Origin of the sequence: Saccharopolyspora hordei, from assembly GCF_013410345.1 — a bacterium.
Classification (GTDB): domain Bacteria; phylum Actinomycetota; class Actinomycetes; order Mycobacteriales; family Pseudonocardiaceae; genus Saccharopolyspora; species Saccharopolyspora hordei.
In genome coordinates this window covers 3,212,026-3,234,029 of the sequence record NZ_JACCFJ010000001.1, presented here as the reverse complement: position 1 = coordinate 3,234,029, position 22,004 = coordinate 3,212,026, and the positions used below count along the sequence as shown (strand labels likewise).

1 protein-coding gene is annotated in these 22,004 nt (G+C 74.4%); it reads right to left on the bottom strand.

The annotated features are described in order from the left end of the window. Nucleotides 1-35: 35 nt before the first annotated feature. The gene (locus HNR68_RS14885) at nt 36-21,833 is read right to left on the bottom strand and encodes a non-ribosomal peptide synthase/polyketide synthase (protein WP_179721422.1); all 21,798 of its coding nucleotides are present in this window, start codon (nt 21,831-21,833) and stop codon (nt 36-38) included. Nucleotides 21,834-22,004: the final 171 nt, after the last annotated feature.

Genomic DNA, 22,004 nt, shown 5'->3' with positions numbered 1-22,004 from the left:
TGCCGGGCACCCCGGCAGCGGGGGACTCTGCGGGGTCATTCCAGACCCAGCTCTGCTTCCAGCTCGTCGATCTCGTCCTGGCTCAGGGTGGCCAGCGACAGGTCCGACGGGGTGTGGCCGCCCGCGCCGGGGTCGGCGACGTGCTCGACCAGGGCGCGCAGCGCCGCCGCCCAGGCGTCCGCCAGGTCCGCGACGCGGGAGCGGTCGACCAGCGAGGTGGCCCACGTCCAGGTGGCGGTCAGCCGCGGCCCGTCCGGGGTGTCCTCGGTGACCGCGTTGACCTCCAGCGCGTGCGGCAGCGGCATCCGCGGGTCCCGCCCGGCCGGTGTCGGCAGGTCGTCGACGATCGCGAAGTCGTGCGGGTCGTCCCCGCCCTGGAAGCGGCCGAGGTAGTTGAACCCGATCTCCGGCGTGGGCCGCCCGGCCAGCTCGCCCGCGGTCCGCGGGTTGAGGTGGCGCAGCAGTCCGTAGCCGATGCCGTGGTCCGGGACCTCCCGCAGCTGTTCCTTGAGCTGCTTGACGACCTGGCCGAGGGCGGCCGAGCCGGTGAGCAGTTCGTCGGTGCGCACCGGTCCCGGGTCGAGGCGCACCGGGTGCAGGGTGGTGAACCACCCCACCGTGCGGGACAGGTCGCCGCCCACCACGGGTTCCCGGCCGTGCGATTCGACGTCGACGACGACGCCGGTGTCCGCCTCACCGCAGGCGCGGCGCACGTGCAGCACCGCGATGGCCAGCGCGATGAGCAGCACGTCGTCGATCCCGGCGTGGAACCCGGCGGGCACCGCGGTGAGCAGCGCCTCGGTGTCCGCGGTGGACAGCGCACGTTCCAGCTCGTCGGACTCGGTGCCCGGCCGCGGGCGGGTGCCCGGCGCACCGAGCACGTCCTTCCACAGCTCCAGCTCGCGCACCCGCTCGGGCTTGACGGCCTCCTCGGCGAGCCGGTGCGCCCAGGTGCGCAGCGAGGTCCGCACCGGTTCCAGCGCGCCCTCGCCGCCGTACCAGGCCGCCGCGAGGTCCGGCAGAAGCACCCGCCAGGAGACCCCGTCGACCGCCAGGTGGTGCACGACCACCAGCAGCCGCCCGGGCTCCTCCGGTCCGGTGTCGAACCACACGAACTGCGCCACCACCGCGTCGGCCGGGGACAGCCGGTCGCGGGCGGCGTCGCCGCGTTCCCGGGCGACCTCGGCACGAGCGGTGGCGTCGAGGCCCGCGACGTCGACCCGCTCGATCAGGTCGCCCGCGCGGACCGCGCCGACCGGCAGCACCTCCGGCCGCCACTCCGGGCCGAGCCGGAGCCGCAGGGCGTCGTGGGTGTCCAGCAGCGCCTGCACCGCCGCGGCCAACCGGTCGGCACCGAGGTCGGCCGGCACCCTGACCAGCATGGACTGGTTGAAGCCCGCGAAGTCCTCGGTGTGCTCGCGCAGCCAGTGCATGATCGGCGTGGCGGGGAACTCCCCGACCCCGGCGCCGGCCTCTTCCTCGGCGTGCTGGTCCGGACCCGCGACCTCGGCGAGCCTGCGGACCGTCCGGCAGCGGAACACGTCCTGCGGGCTGATGGTCAGGCCCTCGCGCCGGGCCCGTGCCACCAGCTGCAGCGACAGGATGCTGTCCCCGCCGAGTTCGAAGAACCCGTCGTCGATGCCCACCGACGGCACCCGGAGCACCTCCGCGACGAGCCCGCACAGGACCTCTTCGCGCCGTGTGCGGGGTGCGGTGCCGGAGCCGGCCGTGAAGTCCGGGGCGGGCAGCTGCCCGCGCGCGACCTTGCCGTTCGGCAGCAGTGGGAGCTCGTCGATCAGCACGAACGCCGACGGCACCATGTAGTCCGGCAACCGGGTGGCGGTGAAGGACCGCAGCTCGGCGGGTTCGGGCCGCGCACCGTCCGGCACGACGTAGGCGACCAGCCGCTTGTCCCCCGGGCTGTCCTCGCGCACCACCGCGGTGCTGCGGGCGACACCGGGGTGCCGGTCCAGCACGGCCTCGACCTCGCCCAGCTCGATGCGGAACCCGCGCACCTTCACCTGCTGGTCGGCGCGACCGACGTGCTCCAGCTCGCCTGCTGCGGTCCACTTGACCAGGTCACCGGTCCGGTACATGCGTTCGCCCGGCGCCCCGAAGGGGTTCGCGACGAACCGCTCCGCGGTCAGCCCGGCACGGCCCGCGTAGCCGCGGGCCAGCCCGGCGCCGGAGACGTAGAGCTCCCCGACCGTGCCGGGCGGCACCGGGCGCAGCCCCGCGTCGAGCACGTGCACCCGGGAGCCCGTGATCGGCCGTCCGATCGGCGGCGCGACCTCCCCGGACAGCGGCGCGCTCATCGTGGCGCACACGGTGGTCTCGGTCGGGCCGTAGGCGTTGACCATCCGCCGCTGCGGCGACCACTTCGCCACCAGCGACGGCGGGCACGCCTCACCGGCGACGACCAGCGTCGTCCCCGGCGGCAGCGCGTCGTCGGGCAGCACGCCCAGCGCGGTCGGCGGCAGCGTGAGGTGCGTGACCCGCTGCTCGGCGACGAGCTCGGCGAGCGCCTCGCCGGGGAGCAGGCGGTGCGCCGGGGCCAGCACGAGGCAGGCACCGGACAGCAGACCCATGCACATCTCCCACGCCGCCGCGTCGAAGCTCAGCGACGCGAACTGGAGCACGCGGCTGGAGCTGCCCACGCCGAGCGCCTCGCGCTGGGCGGCGAGCAGGCTCGCGATGCCGCCGTGGGTCACGACCACGCCCTTCGGCCGGCCGGTGGAGCCGGAGGTGTAGATCACGTACGCCGCGGCCGACGGCGGCAGGTCGCCCCGGTCGGCGGCGGTGACCTCGGTGCTCGGCATGCCGGGCAGCGCCGCCGCGGTGTCCTCGCCGTCGAGCACGACCAGCTGGATGCCGCTCCCGGCGAGGGCGTCGGCGCCGGCCGTGTCGGTGAGGACGAACTCCGGTGCACCGTCGGCGAGCATGTGCTCGACGCGCTCCCGCGGGTACGACAGGTCGATCGGCAGGTAGGCCGCCCCCGTCTTGAGCACCGCCAGCAGCGCGACCACCAGGTCCGCCGACCGTGGCAGCGCGACACCGACCAGCCGTTCCGGCCCGGCTCCCCGGGTGACCAGCCAGTGCGCCAGCCGGTTGGCGCGCCGGTCGAGCTCGGTGTAGTCGAGGGTGGTGCCCTCGAACGCCACCGCGGGAGCGTCGGGCTGCCTGCGCACCTGCTCGGCGAACAGCTCCGGGAAGGTGCGCGGTTCCGCCGGGCGCCCGGTGCCGCTCCACTCGGTCAGGATGCGCTCGCGTTCGTCGTCGCCGAGCAGGTCGACCTCGCCGATCCGGCGGCTCGGGTCGGCCACGACCGCGGTGAGCAGCCGCTCGAAGCGCTCGACGATCGACCGGACCGTGTCGGCGGTGAACAGGTCGGTGGCGTACTCGACGACGCCGTCCAGTCCGTGCGGTCCCTCCTCGAGGCTGAACGCGAGGTCGAACTTGGCGACCCCGGTCGCGGCGCCTTCGAGCTCGGCCCGCAGGCCCGGCACGGTCACCTCACCGCCGCCGTCCTGCAGGTCCAGCATGACCTGGAACAGCGGGTGGTGCGACAACGACCGCACCGGGTTGAGCACCTCCACCAACCGCTCGAACGGCACCTCCTGGTGCGCGAACGCCGCCAGGTCCGTCTCCCGCACCCGCGCCAACAACTCCGCGAACGACGGATCACCCGACACATCGGTCCGCAACACCACGTCGTTGACGAAGAACCCGACCAACTCCTCCAACACCGCATCCGACCGACCCGCCACCGGCGTCCCGATCGGCACGTCCACACCCGCACCCAACCGCGACAACACCGCAGCCAGACCCGCCTGCAACACCATGAACACCGTCACACCCGACGACACCGCCAACTCCACCACCGACCGGTGCAACTCCGCGTCGAGGTGGAACTCGAGCAGGTCACCGCGGTGCGAGGCGACCGCCGGGCGCGGGTGGTCGGTGGGCAGCTCGACGCGCTCCGGCAGGTCCGCCAGGGCGCCGCGCCAGAACTCGACCTCGTCGGACAGCAGGCTGTCCGGGTCGTCCTCGGAGCCCAGCAGCTCGCGCTGCCACAGCGCGTAGTCGGCGTACTGCACCGGCAGCGGCGGGAACTCCGGCGCGGCACCACGGCGGCGCGCCGCGTACGCCGCGGACAGGTCGCGCAGCAGCGGTCCCTGCGACCAGCCGTCCGCGGCGATGTGGTGCAGCAACAGCAGCAGCACGTGCTCGTCCTCCCCGGTCCGCCACACCGTGGCGCGGACCGGCAGCTCGGTGCTGATCTCGAAGGGGCGCCGCGCGGTGTCGGCGAGCTCGCGCTCGGCCTGCTCCGGGCCGGCCTCCCGGACCTCGAACACCGCCTCCGCCTCGGACAGCACGAGCTGGTGCGGCGTGCCGTCGGCGTCCGGGAACACGGTGCGCAGGCTCTCGTGCCGGGCGACGACGTCGTGGAAGGCCGCGCGCAGCGCCGGGAGGTCCAGCGGACCGGACAACCGCAGCACGAACGGCATGTTGTAGGTCGCGCTCGGCCCCTCCAGCCGGTGCAGGAACCACAGCCGGTGCTGCGCGAACGACAGCGGCACGCGCGCCGGGCGGGGCCCGGCGACCGGCCGCGGACGCGCACCGCCCGCCGCGTCCAGCGCGCCCGCCAGTCCGGCGACGGTGGGGTGCACGAACAGCTCCCGGATGGGCAGTTCGGCGTCGAACTCCGCACGGACCCGGCTGATCAGCCGGGTGGCCAGCAGCGAGTGACCGCCCAGGTCGAAGAAGCTGTCGTCGACACCGACCTCGTCGACGCCGAGCACCTCGGCGAACAGTCCGCAGAGGACCTCCTCGCGCCGGGTGCGCGGCGCGCGTCCGGTGCCGGTGAACTCCGGTTCCGGCAGCGCCGCGCGGTCCAGCTTCCCGTTGGGCGTCAACGGCAGCTCGTCGAGCACCACGAACGCCGCGGGCACCATGTACTCGGGCAGCCGGCGCCGTGCCAGGTCGCGGAGCTCGTCGACGTCCGGGACCGCCCCCGGCTCGGGCACCGGGTAGGCGACGATCCGCTGGTCGGCGCCCGCACCGCGCACCGCCACCGCGACCCGCGCGACGTCGGGGTGGTCGGCCAGGCACGCCTCGACCTCGCCCAGCTCGATGCGGAACCCGCGCACCTTGACCTGGTCGTCCACGCGGGCCAGGTACTCGAGCCGGCCGTCCGCGCGCCACCGGACCAGGTCGCCGGTGCGGTACATGCGCTCCCCCGGGGCACCGGCCGGGTCAGCGACGAACCGCTCCGCGGTGAGCCCGGCGCGGTGGGCGTAGCCCCGCGCGACGCCCGCGCCGCCGATGTAGAGCTCACCGGGCACCCCGACCGGCACCGGCCGCAGGTGGGCGTCGAGCACGCGCACGGTGGTGTTCGCGATCGGCCGCCCGATGGGCGGTGCGCCGTCGACGTGGTCCACGGTCGCCGACGTCGACCAGATGGTGGTCTCCGTCGGGCCGTAGAGGTTGGTGACCCGGACGCCGAGCTCGACCAGCTGCTCGGCCAGCGGCGCCGGGAGCGCCTCGCCGCCGACCAGGACCCGCAGACCGCGCACCGCCTCCGGCGCGCCCGCGACCAGCGCCTGCCACAGCGACGGCGTGGCCTGCGCGTGGGTGACGCCGGTCCGCTCGACCAGCGTGCCGAGCGCCTGCGGGTCGCGCACGGTGTCCTCGTCGGCGAGCACGACGGCGGCGCCGACCGCCAGCGGCAGGTACAGCTCCAGCCCGGCGATGTCGAACGACACCGTGGTGACCGCGAGCATCCGGTCGTCGGCGGTGAGCCCGACGTCCTCGCGCATCGAGGCCAGGAAGTTGTCCAGGTTCCCCCGGGTCACCTGCACGCCTTTGGGACGTCCGGTCGAGCCGGAGGTGTAGATCACGTAGGCGAGGTGCTGCGGATCCCGCGCCACAGCGAGCGGTTCCGGGCTCTCCGCGGTGAGGTCGACCGCGTCGAGGAGCACCCGCCGGGTCCCCGCCGGTGCCGGGACCTGGACGGCGCCGCCGGTGACCAGGACCGCGGGCCGGGCGTCGTGCAGGACGTGCGCGAGCCGTTCCGCCGGGTGGCCTGGGTCGACCGGGAGGTAGGCCGCCCCGGTCTTGGCCACCGCCAGCAGCGTCACCAGCAGGTCCGGGGTGCGGGGCAGGGCCACCGCCACCACGGTCTCGGGCTGCGCGCCGGCGCCGGCGAGGTGGTGGGCCAGCCGGTTCGCGCGCTGGTCGAGCTCGCGGTAGCTGAGCCGCTGCGTCGCCGTGAGGAGCGCGCACGCCTCCGGGGTCTCCTGGGCGCGGGCCTGGAACAGCTCGACGAACGTCTGGTCCGGCACGGCGCGGCGGGTGTCGTTCCAGGCGCGCAGCTGCGCGTGCTCGCTGCTGGACAGCACCTCCAGCTCGGAGGTCCGGCGCCGGGGGTCGGCCACGGCGTCTCGCAGCAGTCGCTGGAAGCGCTCGACGATGCGCTGCGCCGTGCTCGGGTCGAACAGGTCCGCGGCGAACTCCAGGTCGCCCTCGATGCCGGCCGGCTCCCCCGCCGCGTCGAAGGTCTCCCGCAGCTCCAGCGACAGGTCCATGGTGACCGCGCCGGTGTCCAGGCCCTCGACCTCCGCGCGCAGCCCGGGCAGGTCGAGGTCGTCGGCGCCCGCGTCGTGGACGGTCATCATGACCTGGAACAGCGGGTGGTGCGACAACGACCGCACCGGGTTGAGCACCTCCACCAACCGCTCGAACGGCACCTCCTGGTGCGCGAACGCCGCCAGGTCCGTCTCCCGCACCCGCGCCAACAACTCCGCGAACGACGGATCACCCGACACATCGGTCCGCAACACCACGTCGTTGACGAAGAACCCGACCAACTCCTCCAACACCGCATCCGACCGACCCGCCACCGGCGTCCCGATCGGCACGTCCACACCCGCACCCAACCGCGACAACACCGCAGCCAGACCCGCCTGCAACACCATGAACACCGTCACACCCGACGACACCGCCAACTCCACCACCGACCGGTGCAACTCCGCGTCGAGGTGGACGTCCACGGCTCCACCGCGGTGGCTCGCGGTGGCCGGGCGCGGCCGGTCGGCGGCGATCTCCAGCCGGTCCGGGACACCCGCCAGCTGCTCACGCCAGTAGGCCAGCTGGGACTCGGCGAGCGCGGTCGGCGCCTCCTCGTCGCCGAGCAGTTCCCGTTGCCACACGGTGTAGTCCGCGTACTGCACCGGCAGCGGCGCCCAGTCCGGCTGCCGACCGTTGACGCGGGCGGAGTACGCGGTCGCCAGGTCGCGCAGCAGCGGTCCGGTGGAACCACCGTCCGCGGCGATGTGGTGCAGCAGCACCAGCAGCGCGTGCGAGGTGTCGTCCTCGCGGAACAGCGTCGCGCGGACCGGGAGCTCGGACCCGAGGTCGAAGGCGTGCTGGGCGGCCTCGACCAGGTCCGCCTGCAGCGCCGTGGTGGGCACCACCTCGAACACCGGCTCGCGGTCCACCACCACCTGGTGCGGCACGCCGTCGGTCTCCGCGAACAGGGTGCGCAGGCTGGCGTGCCGGGCCACCACGTCGGCGAACGCGCGCTGCAGCTGTGCCACGTCCAGCTCCCCGGAGAGCTTGAGCACCAGCGGGATGTTGTACGTCGGGCTCGGACCCTCGAGCTGGTGCAGGAACCACAGCCGCCGCTGCGCGAACGACAGCGGGACGCGCTCCGGCAGCGGCTTGCGCTCCAGCGCCGGGCGGGCTCCGCCGGCGCTGGGCAGCCGAGCGGCCAGCCCGGCGACGGTCGGCGACTCGAAGACCGCGCGCACCGGGAGTTCCACGCCGAAGGCGGCGCGGACCCGGCCCGTCAGCTGCGTGGCGCGCAGCGAGTGACCGCCGGCGGCGAAGAAGTTGTCGTGCAGGCCGATCTCCTCGACGCCGAGCACCTCGGCGAACAGCCCGAGCAGGACCTGCTCCTCCGGCGTGGGCTCGCGCTCCTCGTGCGTCGCCTCGACCACGGTCCGCTCGACGTGGAACTCCAGCGTCCCGTCCGCGCGCCAGCGGGCGCGTTCCCCGGTCGGCAGCATCCGCGGACCGCCCGTGCCGAAGGGGTTCTCCACCCCGTCGCGCAGCCCGGCGGTGCTCACGTGGACGTCACCGAACACCCCGGGCGGGACCAGGCGGAGCTGCTCGTCGAGCACGTACACCGCGACACCGGGGGCGGGGCGCTCGGCCCCGTGCTCGCCGGTGGTGACCACCCCGGTCTCCGGCCACGCGCGCCAGGACTCGACGGTGACGCCCGGGAAGCGGTCCCGGAACGCCGCCAGGTCGGCCGGCTCCCCGGTCGAGCCGACGCCGACCAGCCGCCGCAGCGTCGCCGGCAGGAAGTCCTGCTCCAGCGCCACTCGGCACACCTGCGCCAGCAGGTCGTGGGACAGCACGACCTCCTCGACCTCGTCCCAGTCCAGCCAGCCGAGCAGGTCCGAGGCGCTGCCGGCGACCTCCGCCGGTGCCGGGACACCACCGTCCACGATGGACGGGTCGAGGCCGGCGACGGCGATCTCCCGCGCCGCGGGCGCGGAGGCCACCGGGGGCAGCACGACCGCCAGGTCGTCTGCGTCGAGCAGCGGCACCTCGCTCAGCCGCGCGTCCGGGTCGGCGACCATCGCTTCGAGCAGCGTCCGCAACCGCCGCGCCAGCGCGGCCGCGGTGGACCGGTCGAACAGGTCGACCGCGTACTCCAGGTCGCAGCTGATCCCGCCACCGCGGCGCTCCAGCAGGTGGAAGACGAGGTCGAAGCGGGCCGCGGACATCTCGACGTCGACCGGTTCGGTGCGCAGGCCGGGCAGCGCGAAGCTGTTCTCCGCGTCGTTCTCGACCACCACCATCACCTGGAACAGCGGGTGGTGGCTGAGCGTGCGCACCGGGTTCAGCTCCTCCACGAGCCGGTCGAACGGCACGTCCTGGTGCGAGAACGCCGCCAGGTCGGCCGTGCGCACCCGGCCCAGCAGGTCCCGGAACGTCGGGTCGCCGTCGGTGCGGGTGCGCAGCACCAGCGTGTTGACGAAGAACCCGACCAGGTCCTCCAGCGCCTCGTCGTCCCGGCCCGCCACCGGCGTGCCGATGGGGATGTCGGTGCCCGCCCCGTGCCGGGTCAGCAGCGCGGCCAGCGCGGCCTGGACCAGCATGAACAGCGTCGTGTCGGTCTTGCGCGCCAGCTCCAGCAGGTCCGCGTGCAGCTCGGCGGGCAGCACGAAGCTCAGTTCCTCGCCCTGGTGGGAGGCCACCGCCGGCCGCGGCCGGTCGGTCGGCAGGTCCAGGACCTCCGGCAAGCCCGCCAGCGCTTCCCGCCAGTGCGCGAGCTGCTGCGACAGCAGGCTCTCCGGGTCGTCCTCGGCACCGAACAGCTCGTGCTGCCACAGCGTGTAGTCGGCGTACTGCACCGGCAGCGGCGACCACCCCGGCGCCTCGCCCCGCAGCCGCGCGGCGTACGCCGCGGACAGGTCGCGGGCGAACGGCTCCTCCGACCCGCCGTCGGTGGCGATGTGGTGCAGCAACAGCAGCAGCACGTGCTCCCGCTCGCCGACCTCGAACAGCGTCGCGCGCAGCGGGCACTCGGCGGTGAAGTCGAAGGCGTGCTGCGCTTCCGCGGTCACCACCTCGGTCAGCTCCTCCGGGGAGACCCGGACGGTCCGCAGCCCCGGGAAGGCGTCCACCACGACCTGGTGCGGTTCGCCGTCCGCCTCCGGGAAGACCGTGCGCAGGCTCTCGTGCCGCTCGAACACGTCGCGCACCGCGGCTTCGAGGGCGGTGACCTCGAGGTCACCGGTCAGCCGCAGCACCAGCGGCACGTTGTAGGTCGCGCTCGGGCCCTCCAGCCGGGACAGGAACCACAGCCGCTGCTGCGCGAACGACAGCGGGACGCGCTCCGGCCGCGGTCTGGCGGTCAGCGGGACGCGGGGCGCGTCCGCCGCGGCGTCCAGGCGGCCGACGACACCGGCCACGGTGGGCTCGGTGAACAGGTCGCGCACCGACAGCTGCACGCCGAAGGTGGCGCGGATCCGGCTCAGCAGCCGGATCGCCGACAGCGACTGCCCACCGAGCTCGAAGAAGCTCTCGTCGACCGCCACCGGCCGACCCAGCCCGAGCACCTCACCGAACAGGCCGCACAGGATCTCCTCGCGCGGCGACTTCGGCGCCGTGCGCGCGGCGCGGCGCGACAGCGCGGGCAGCGCCGCGTGGTCGGTCTCACCGGCCGCGTCGACCGGGATCGCGTCCAGCGCGACGTACCGCGACGGCACCGCGTACTCCGGCAGCACCGCTCCGGCGTGCGCGCTGACCGCAGCCGGGTCGGTGGTGCAGGCGACGAGCTGCCCGTCGGCGTCGGTGATGACCGCGACCGGGGCCGCCTCGGAGAGCGCCCGCTCGACCTCGTCCAGGGACACCCCGATCCCGCGCACCCGCACCCACCGGCCGGGGCGGGCGACGACCTCGACCTCCGCACCGCGGCGCCGCGCGCGGGCGCCGGTCGGCACCGCTCCGTCGGGGCCGACCACGTGCAGCTCGCCGACCACGCCGGGCGGCAGCGGGCGGCCGGCCTCGTCGAGCACGAGCTGCTGGGCGTCCGGTGCCGGGACCTCCTCGGGCGCCAGCACGTCCAGGTCCCCGAGCCGTCGTCCGGGGTCGGCGGTGGCGCTGCGCAGCAGCCGCAGCAGGCGCTCGCCGAAGGCGTCGACCGTGGCGCGGTCGAACAGGTCGGTGGAGTACTCGATCTCGCCGACGATCCCGGCGTGCGCGCCGTCCGGCGCGTAGCGCTCCTGCAACCGGATGTCCATCGCGAACTTCGCCACGCCCGCGACGACGTCCTCCAGCTCCACCTCGAGCCCGGGCAGCTCCACCTCGACCTCGTCGAAGTTCTCGAAGGTGAGCATCACCTGGAACAGCGGGTGGTGGGCCAGCGACCGGGTCGGGTTGACCGCCTCCACGATCCGCTCGAACGGCACGTCCTGGTGCGCGAAGGCGGCCAGGTCGGTCTCCCGCACCCGCTCCAGCAGCTCGCGGAACGTCGGGTCGCCGTCGGTGCGGGTGCGCAGCACCAGCGTGTTGACGAAGAACCCGAACAGCTCCTCCAGCGCCTCGTCGGTGCGGCCCGCGACCGGGGTGCCGATGGGGATGTCGGTGCCCGCTCCCAGCCGGGTCAGCAGCGCGGCCACGCCGGCCTGGATCACCATGAACTGCGTCGTCCCCGTGCGGCGCGCCACCTCGTCGATGGCCCGGTGCAGCTCGGCGTCGATGCGCAGCGGTGCCTCGTCGCCGAGGTAGCTGGCCACCGGGGGGCTCGGGTGGTCGGTGGGCAGCTCGACCTTCTCCGGCAGCCCGCGCAGCTCCTCCGCCCAGAACGCCATCTGCCGGCTGATCGCGCTGCCCGGGTCGGTCACGTCGCCGAGGAGCTCGCGCTGCCACAGCGTGTAGTCCGCGTACTGCACCGGCAGCGGCGGGAACTCCGGCGCGGCACCGCGGAGGCGCGCGGCGTAGGCGGTGGCGAGGTCGTTGCCCAGCAGCGACTCCGACCAGCCGTCGCTGATGATGTGGTGCATCAGCGGCAGCAGCGCGTACCGGTCCTCACCGAGGCGGAACAACCAGGCGCGGATGGGCAGTTCGGCGGTGATGTCGAAGTGGTACCGCGACGCCTCGCGCAGCGCCTCGTCCAGCTCGGCCTCGTCGACCTCGACGACCTCGAGCACCGGCTGCGCCTGCTCCGGCGGCAGCACGACCTGGTGCGGGGCACCGTCGTGCTCGGGGAAGACGGTGCGCAACGACTCGTGGCGCGCGACGACGTCGGCGAACGCGGTGCGCAAGGCGGCGATGTCGAGCTCACCGGTCAGCCGCAGCACCAGCGGCACGTTGTAGGTCGCGCTCGGGCCCTCCAGCCGCGACAGGAACCACAGCCCCTCCTGCACGTAGGACAGCGGCATCCGCTCGGGCCGCGGCATCGGCCGCAGCGCCGCCCGGGCGCGGTCGGCCGCGTCCAGGCGGTCGGCGAGCCCGGCCACCGTGGGCGTCTCGAACAGGGCGCGCAGCGGCACCTCCACGCCGAAGGCCGAGCGGATCCGGCTGACCAGCCGGGTCACCAGCAGCGAGTGGCCGCCCAGGTCGAAGAAGCTGTCGTCGATGCCGACCCCGGAGACCTCCAGCACGTCCTCGAAGAGTCCGCAGAGGACCTCCTCGCGCTGGTCGCGCGGTGCGCGGCCACCGGCCAGCACCGACAGGTCCGGTGCCGGCAGTGCCTTGCGGTCCAGCTTGCCGTTGGCGGTGAGCGGCAGCGCGTCCAGCTGCACCACCGCGGTGGGCACCATGTACTCCGGCAGCGCCGCGGCCACGTGCCGCCGCACGTCGGCCGGGTCGACCTGCTCTGCGGACACCACGTAGCCGACCAGGCGCTTGTCCCCCGGCTTGTCCTCCCGGACGACCACCGCGGCCTGCGCCACCGCGGGGTGCGTCAGCACCCGCGCCTCGATCTCGCCCAGCTCGATGCGGAACCCGCGGACCTTGACCTGGTCGTCGGCGCGGCCGAGGTACTCCAGCACACCGGCCGCGTTCCACCGCACCAGGTCCCCGGTGCGGTACATCCGCGACCCCGCCCCGCCGAACGGGTCGGCGACGAACCGCTCCGCCGACAACCCGGCGCGGCCGAGGTAGCCGCGCGCCAACCCGGCGCCGGAGACGTAGAGCTCACCGGTGACACCGGGCGGCACCGGCTGCAGCGCCCCGTCGAGCACGTACAGCCCGAGGTCCGGGATGCCCTCGCCGATCGGGCTGCGCGACTCGGTGGTGTGCGCCGCCGCCAGCGGGAAGTACGTGACGTGCACGGTGGTCTCGGTGATGCCGTACATGTTCACCAGGCGCGGGGCGTCCTCGCCGTGGCGCTGGTACCACCCCGCGAGCTTGGCCGGCTCCAGCGCCTCGCCGCCGAAGACGACGTACCGCAGGGCCAGCCGGTCCCCGAGCTCCGGGTCCTCCTGGTCGGCCTGCGCGAGCTGGTAGAAGGCCGACGGGGTCTGGTTGAGCACCGTGACCCCCTCGCGCACCAGCAGTTCCAGGAACTCCCCCGGCGAGCGGCTGACCAGGTGCGGCACCACCACGAGGCGACCACCGTTCAGCAGCGGACCCCACAGCTCCCACACCGAGAAGTCGAACGCGTAGCTGTGGAACAGCGTCCACACGTCCTGCTCGCCGAAGCCGAACCAGTGGTCCGTGGCGGTGAGCAGGCGGTGCACGTTGCGGTGCGGCACGACCACGCCCTTCGGGCGGCCCGTGGAGCCCGAGGTGTAGATGATGTAGGCCGCGTTGTCCGGACCGGCGACCGGTTCGAGGTCGCTCGCGTCGCCCCCGGTGAGGTCGAGCTCGTCCAGCACGAGCCGCGGGACGTCGGTGTCCAGCGCGGTCGCCACGTCGGTGAGCAGCAGCGTCGGCGAGGCGTCGGCGAGCATGAACGCGATCCGGTCCGCCGGGTAGCCGGGGTCCACCGGCAGGTACGCACCACCGGCCTTGAGCACGGCGAGCAGGCCCACCACGAGGTCGGCCGAGCGCGGCAGCGCCAGCGCCACGACGTGCTCCGGGCCGACGCCGTGCTCCACGAGCACCCGCGCGAGCCGGTTGGCCCGCGCGTTGAGCTCGCCGTAGGTCAGCCGGGCGTCCTCGAAGACCAGCGCGGTGGCGTCCGGGACGCGGTGCGCCTGCGCCTGGAACAGCTCGGGGATCGTGGCCGCCGGCTGCTCGCTGTCCGGCACGGCCGGCAGCAGCGCCCGGCGCTCGGCGGCGGAGAGCAGGTCGATGTCGTCGACGCGGCGGTCCGGGTCCGCCACGACGGCCGACAGCAGCCGGACCAGCCGCTCGCCCATCGCCCGCACCGTGTCGCGGTCGAACAGGTCGGTGGCGTACTCGATGAGCCCGGCCATGCCCAGCGGGGTGCCGTCCGGGCCGTAGTCCTCGCGGAAGTCGAAGTCCAGGTCGAACTTGGACGAACCGGAGCCGATGTCGTGGAAGCTGGCGCGCAACCCGGGCAGGTCCAGCTCCGCCTCGGCGTTGTTCTGGAACAGCACCATGACCTGGAACAGCGGGTGGTGCGCCATCGAGCGCGGCGGGTTGAGCACCTCCACCAGCCGCTCGAACGGGACGTCCTGGTGCGCGTAGGCGGCCAGGTCGTTGGTGCGCACCCGGCCGAGCAGTTCCCGGAACGTGGGCCGCCCCGACGTGTCGGTGCGCAGCACCAGGGTGTTGACGAAGAACCCGACGAGCTCCTCCAGCGCCTCGTCGGAACGGCCGGCGATCACGCTGCCCAGCGGGATGTCGGTGCCCGCGCCGAGCCGCGTCAGCAGCGCCGAGAGCCCGGCCTGCACGACCATGAACAACGTGGTCCCGGTCTGCCGCGCCAGCTCCAGCAGGCCGCGGTGCAGCTCGGCGCTGATCTCGAACTCGACCTCGTCGCCCCGGTAGGACGCCACGGGCGGGCGCGGCCGGTCGGTGGGCAGCTCCAGCCGCTCCGGCAGCCCGGCCAGGTTCTCCGACCAGAACGCCAGCTGCTGCGACACCAGGCTCTGCGGGTCGTCCTCGTCGCCGAGCAGGTCCCGCTGCCACAGCGCGTAGTCCGCGTACTGCACCGGCAGCGGTGCCCAGTCCGGTGCCGAACCCCGCAACCGCGCCGCGTAGGCGGTCGACAGGTCGCGGCTCAGCGGCGCGTCCGACCAGCCGTCGCTGGCGATGTGGTGCAGCAGCAACAGCAGCGCGTGCTCCTGCTCGCCGAGCTCGAACAGGCAGACGCGCAGCGGGAGTTCGCGGGACAGGTCGAAGCTGTAGCGGCCGAGGTCGCGCAGGTGCTCGGCGAGCCCGGCCTCGTCGGTGCGCACGAACTCGACGTCCGGTGCGGACCGTTCGGGGCTCAGCACCACCTGGTGCGGGACGCCGTCGGTCACCGGGTAGACGGTGCGCAGGGTCTCGTGCCTGCCGACCACGTCGGCGAGGGCGAGCTGCAGCGCGTCGCGGTCCAGCGGCCCGGACAACCGCAGCAGCAGCGGTTCGGTGTAGGTGGCGCTGTTCTCCTCCAGCTGGTGCAGGAACCACAGCCGCCACTGCGCGAACGACAGCGGCATCGGCTCCGGCCGCGGGCGGGGTTCGAGCGCCACCCGGGTGTCGTCGGCGGTGCCGAACTCCTCGACCAGCGCCGCGACCGTCGGCTTCTCGAACAGGTGCCGCAGGGACAGCTCGACGCCGAACATCGACCGCACCCTGCTCAGCAGCCGGATGGCCGACAGCGAGTGCCCGCCGAGCTCGAAGAAGCTGTCGTCGATGCTGACCTCGGGCACGCCGAGCACGTCCGAGAACAACCCGCACAGGATCTCCTCCTGCGGGGTGCGCGGCGCCCGGGCCGCCTGCTGCGGCTCGACCGCCTCGTCCGCCGCGCCGGCGACCTGCAGCCGCTCCGCCTCGGGGAGCACCCCGGTGTCGCCGACCAGCTGGTCCGGCCGCTCGACGAAGTCCCGCAGCAGCGCGAACATCTGGTCGGAGAGCCGCTCGACGCCGGCCCGCTCGAACAGGTCCGGCCGGTACTCGAAGCGCAGCCGCAGGGTCTGCCCCGGGATGACCGACAGGGTCAGCGGGTAGTGCGTGGCGTCGTGGTCCTCCAGGCCGGTGAGCTCGATGCCCGGTGCCGGGCTCCAGGTCTGGCCGGGCTCGTGCGGGTAGTTCTCGATCACGGTCAGCGTGTCGAACAGCTCCCCGGCGCCCACCAGCTGCTGGACCTCGTTGAGCCCCAGGTGGTGGTGGTCGAGCAGCCGGGACTGCTCAGCCTGGATGCGGGTCAGCAGCTCGCCCAGCGCTTCCCCGGCGCGCAGCCGGACCCGCACCGGCACGGTGTTGATGAACATGCCGATCATCGACTCCACACCGGGCAGGTCCGACGGGCGGCCCGCCACGGTGCTGCCGAAGACCACGTCCTCCCGGTCGAGGTTGCGGGCCAGCAGCAGGCCGAACGCGCCCTGCACCACGGTGTTGAGCGTCAGGCCGCGACCGCGGACCCACTGCTGGAGCCGCTCGGCGAAGTCGGCGGGCAGGTCCAGCAGGACCTGCTCCGGGGTGACCACGGCGCTGCCCCCGGCGCCGAGCAGGGTCGGTTCGGCGCCCGCCAGCGCCTCGCGCCACGCCGCGGTGCTCGCGGTCCGGTCCTGCCTGGACAGCCAGGCCAGGTAGTCGCGGTAGGGCGTGACCCGCCCCAGCTCGGCGCCCGCGCTGCGGTAGATGGCGAACAGCTCGTCCAGCAGCGTCTGCATGGACCAGCCGTCGAACAGGATGTGGTGGTTGGTGACCACGAGCCGGTGCTCGTCGGCGCTGAGCCGCAGCAGGGTGAAGCGCAGCAGCGGCGGCCGGGTCAGGTCGAAGCGCCGGGCCCGGTCGGCCGCGGTCAGCCGCTCGACCTCGGCGAGCTGGTCGTCCACATCGGACAGGTCGACCTCCTGCCAGGGCAGCTCCACCTCGTCCGGCACGACCTGCACCGCCTGCGGCAGCCCCTCGTAGCGGAACGCGGCGCGCAGGTTGTCGTGCCGGCGCAGCAGTCCCGCCACCGCCTCGCGCAGGGCGGCCGCGTCCAGCGGGCCGTCGACGCGGAAGACCTCCTGCACCGCGTAGACGTCCGGTGCCTGGTCGTCGTAGAGGGCGTGGAACAGCAGCCCCTCCTGCAGCGGCGCGAGCGGGAGCACGTCGCGCACCGGGCCGGACTGCTCCAGCTGCTCGACCTGGCTCTGTGACAACGACACCAACGGGAGGTCGGAGGGGGTGAGGCCGGCGCTCGTGCGCTGCTCGCCGAGCAGCTGCAGGGCCTCGACGAACGCGTCCAGCAGCTCCGCCACGCGCGCCTCGTCGAGCAGCTCTCCCGCCCAGGTGCAGGTGACCTTCAGCCGCGGGCCGGACGGGCGGTCCTCGGTGACGGCGTCGATCTCCAGCGGGTAGGACAGCGGCAGCCCCGCGTCGGCACCGCCGCCCAGCGCCTCCCCCACGGTCGCCCAGTCCGCGTCGGCCTCGCCCGTGCTGAACCGGCCGAGGTAGTTGAAGCCGATCTGCGGCGTGCAGCTGGGGAGCTCGTCGCGGAGCACGCCGTAGCCGATGCCGTTGTCCGGCACCGCGCGCAGCTGTTCCTTGACCCGCTTGAGCACCCGGCCGCGGGTCCGGGCGTCGGCCAGTTCCTCGAGCCGGCGCACCCCGGCGTCCAGCCGCACCGGGTAGGCGCTGGTGAACCACCCGACGGTGCGGGACAGGTCCAGCCCGTCGGCGATCTCCTCGCGGCCGTGGCCCTCCAGCTCGACCACCACCCGGCCCTCGCCGGTGCCCCAGCGGTGCTGCACCGCGCCGAGCCCGGCGGCCAGCCCCGCGAGCAGGACCTCGTTCGCGCGGCCGCGGACCGCGGCGGTGACGTCGGTGAGCAGCGCCCGGGTCAGGTCGACCGGCAGCTCGCGGGTCAGCGTCCGCGCCGTGCCCCGGACGTCGCGGGTGTGGTCCAGCGCCAGCTCGCCGAACGGCTCGGACCGCTCGGCGACCACCTCGGTCCACATCGGGACCTCGTGCCGGCGGGACTCGGCCGCCTCGCGCAGGGCCTGCGCCCAGTGCCGGAACGAGGTGCCGACCGGGTCCAGCCGCACCGGCCGCCCGGACCGCACCGCCTCCCACGCCGCACGCAGGTCGGGGCCGAGGACGTGCCAGGACACCCCGTCCACGGCGAGGTGGTGCACCAGGACGAGCAGCCGCCCGGGCTCGTCGCCCGCGTCCAGCCACACGACCTGGAGCATCCGCCCCGCGCGCGGGTCCAGGTCCGCCTGCGCGCGCCGGGTCTCGCGCGCCACCACCTCGTCGAGGTCCTGCCCCCGGGCGTCGACGCGGCGCACCAGGCCGGGTCCGACGTCGCGGGAGACGACCAACCGGTCCCCGGCCAACCGCATGCGCAGCACGTCGTGGTGCGCGACGAGGGCGTCCACCGCGGTGACGAGGTGCTCCTCGGTCATCTCCGCGGGTGCGCGGTAGACCGCGGACTGGTGGTAACCGTCGATGTCCCCGCCGCGTTCCAGCAGGGACCGCATGATCGGCGTCAGCGGCACGTCCCCGTGCGCGTCCGGCGCCGGAGCGGTGACCGGTCGGCCGGTGTCCTCGCGGGCGGCCGCGGCCAGCCGGGCGACGGTGCGGTGCTCGAAGACGTCGCGCGGGGTGAGCACCAGCCCCGCCTTGCGCGCGCGGCTGACCAACCGGATGGCGACGATGCTGTCGCCGCCCAGGTCGAAGAAGCCGTCGTCGACGCCGACCTCCGGCACGCCGAGCACCTCGGCGAACAGCTCCGCCAGCCGCGCCTCGCGCGGCGTGCGCGGTCGGCGGACCGCCGCCTCGCGGACCGGTTCCGGCAGCCGGGCCACGTCCACCGCACCCCGGCTGTCGCGCGGCAGTTCGTCGAGCGCGACGAAGTCGGCCGGCACCAGGTACGACGGGACACGCCGCTCGAGGTAGCCGCGGAGGTCCTCCAGCCGCACGCCGTCCGAGACGACGTAGCCGACGAGCCGGTCGTCCAGCCCGACGACCGCGGCGTCCCGCACCGCGGGGTGGCCCAGCAGCTCGTCCCGCACGCGGTGCGGGTCGACGCGGGTACCGCGGACCGTGATCCGTTCCGGTCCGACGAAGTGCGTGCGCTCCTGCGGCGCGAGGAGCTCGAGTTCGGTGAGCCGGGCGTCCGGGTCCTGGACGGCGGAGCGCAGCACGCGGGTCAGCCGCTGCCACAGCAGCGCCACGCCGTCGCGGTCGAACAGGTCCGTGCTGTACTCGATGATCCCGTCCGCGCCCGCCGGCGCGCCCGCCGCGTCGCGGTGCTCGCGCACCCGGAGGTCCAGGTCGAACTTGGCGACGCCGATCGGCACCTCGTCCACCTCGGCCTGCGCTTCCGGGAACCGCGGGCGCGCCTCGGCGAGGGTCTCGAAGGTGAGCATCACCTGGAACAGCGGGTGGTGCGACAGCGACCGGGCGGGGTTGACCGCCTCCACGACGCGGTCGAAGGGCACGTCCTGGTGGGCGAACGCCGCCAGGTCGGTGTCCCGCACCCGCTCCAGCAGCTCGCGGAACGACGGGTCGCCGTGCGTGCGGGTGCGCAGCACCAGCGTGTTGACGAAGTAACCGACGACGTCGTCCACATCGGACGAGTCACGGCCGGCCACCGGCGTGCCCAGCGGGACGTCCTCGCCCGAACCGAGCCGGGTCATCAACGCGGCCAGGCCGGCCTGCACGACCATGAACGTGCTGGTGCCGGTGGCCTTCGCCAGCTCCGCGAGCCGCTGGTGCAGCTCGGCGTCCAGCCGCACCCGGAGCACGTCACCGCGGTGCGTGGCCACCGCCGGGCGCGGCCGGTCGGTGGGCAGCTCGACCAGTTCCGGCAGGCCCGCGAGCTGGTCCACCCAGAACGCGAGCTGCCGCGACAGCGCGCTGTCGGCCTCGTCCGCCGATCCCAGCGCCGCTTCTCGGCCGCGCATCGCGGCGACGTAGTCGGTGGGCAGCGCGGCCCACTGCGGGGCCTCACCGACCAGCCGGGCCCGGTAGGCGTCGGCGAGGTCGCGCACCAGCGGGCGCTCGGACCAGCCGTCCGCGGCGATGTGGTGCACCAGCAGCAGCACGACGTGCCGCCCTGGCCCCGGGGAGAGCACCCGCACCCGGAACGGGACCTCGGTCCGGAGGTCGAACGCGTGGCGGGCCTGCCGCACGAGCTCCTGCTCCAGCCGGTCCTCGTCGACGTCGAGGAACTCGACGTCCACCGCGACGTCGGCGAGCTCCGGGCGGGGCCGCCCGTCGTCCTCCGGGAACACCGTCCGCAGCGTCTCGTGCCGGTCGGCCACGTCCTGCACGGCTTGGCGCAGCGCGGACCGCTCCAGCGGTCCCTCCAGCCGCACGATGAGCGGGATGTTGTAGGTCGGGCTCGGCCCCTCCAGCCGGTGCAGGGACCACAGTCCCTGCTGCGCGGCGGAGAGCGCCGGTCCGGTCTCGACCGGCACGACCGGTGCCGCGGTGCGCGCCGCGCCGGCGAGGCGCTCGGCCAGCGCGGCCACGGTCGGTGCTTCGAAGACGTCGCGGACCGCGACCTCGACCCGCAGCCCGGTGCGGATGGCCCCGGCCAGCCGGGTGGCCAGCAGCGAGTGCCCGCCGAGCTCGAAGAAGCTGTCGTGCACGCCGACGCGCTCGACGCCGAGGGTCGCCGCGAACAGCTCGCACAGCGCCGCTTCGCGCGCGTCGCGCGGCGCCTCCCCCGCGTCACCGGCCTGCGCCCACGGGTCCGGCAGCGCGTGCCGGTCGACCTTCCCGTTGGGCGCCAACGGCATCGCGTCCAGCACCGTGAACGACGCCGGCACCATGTGCTCGGGCAGCACCGCAGCCACCCGGCGGCGCAGGGCGTCCACCGCGACCGGCGCGCGCGGCACGACGTACGCGACGATCGCGCGCTCACCCGCCGGGGTGTCCCGCACCGCCACGGCGGCCTGGGCCACCTCGGGGAAGCCGGTCAGCAGCGACTCGATCTCACCGAGCTCGACGCGGAAACCGCGGATCTTGACCTGGTCGTCGGCCCGGCCGAGGAACTCCAGCTCGTCGCCGTTCCAGCGGGCGAGGTCGCCGGTGCGGTACATCCGCTCCCCGGGCGCCCCGAACGGGTCGGCCGGGAACCGCTCCGCGGTCAGGCCGGGCCGGTGCAGGTAACCGTGCGCGAGCTGGACGCCCGCGACGTAGAGCTCGCCCGGTTCACCGGGCGGGACCGGCCGGAGCGCCTCGTCCAGCACGTGCACCCGGGTGTTCCACAGTGGACGCCCGATGGGCAGCGGGCGGTCGCCGACGGCGGGGTCGTAGTCCCAGGAGGTGACGTCGATGGACGCCTCGGTCGGCCCGTAGAGGTGCGCCAGCCGCACGCCCCAGGTCTCCACCACCCGAGCCGCCAGCGCGGGTGGCAGCACCTCACCGGCCACGAACAGCAGGCGCAGTGGCAGCCGACGACCGCCGAGGTCGACGCCCGCGGCCACGGCCAGCAGCGACGGCACGAACTGCGCGACGGTCACCTCGTGCTCCACGACCAGGTCCAGCAGCCGCTCCGGGTCGCGGACGACGTCGGCGGGCGCCAGGCACAGCGACGCACCCACGGACAGCGGCAGCCACACCTCCGTCCCGGCCGCGTCGAAGCTGATCGCGGTGCGCGCCAGCACCCGGTCGTCCTCGCGCAGCCCCCACTCCGCGGCCTGCCAGCGCATGTGGTTGACCACGCCGGCGTGCGGCACGACGACGCCCTTCGGGCGCCCGGTGGAACCGGAGGTGTAGATGACGTACGCGGGGTGCTGCGGCGTGGCGAGCGGCTCCGGGTCCGAGTCCGGGAACCCGGCGTCGGCCGACTCGTCGACGAGCAGCACCCGCGCGGCCGAGCCCGGCACCCGGGGCTCGGTCTCGTCGGTGGTGAGCAGCAGGGCGGGCGCGGAATCAGCCAGCATGAAGGCGATCCGCTCCGCCGGGTAGTCCGGGTCGACCGGCAGGTAGGCGGCGCCCGACTTGACCACGGCGAGCAGGCTCACGACCAACTCCGGCGTGCGCGGCAGCGCCAGCGCCACCACGTCACCCGGCCGCACCCCCGAGGCGATCAGCCGGTGCGCCAACCGGTTCGCGCGCTCGTTGAGCGCGCGGTAGGTCAGCTCCTCCGCACCGAACCGCACGGCGACCGCGTCCGGGACGCGGCGCGCGCTGCGCTCGACCAGCTCGGCCAGGGTGGCACGCCCGTCCCGGTCGCGGTCCACCAGATCATCCATGCCGACCCACAACTCCTCGCACCACGCAGTCCTCGCTTTCCCGGCGAGGCTAGGCAGCACGTTTTTCGGGTCGTTATCGTGCGCATTTCTGCAGCGCACCACGCCCGCGGAGGCCCTCTCGGCCGGGGCGTAGCATGCGGCTGCTCGCGCAACGGCGCTGCGGCGGGCGCG

Coding starts and splice junctions, on each gene's coding strand:
- HNR68_RS14885 (WP_179721422.1), bottom strand. CDS start 21,833: ATGGATGATCTGGTGGACCGCGACCGGGACGGGCGTGCCACCCTGGCC.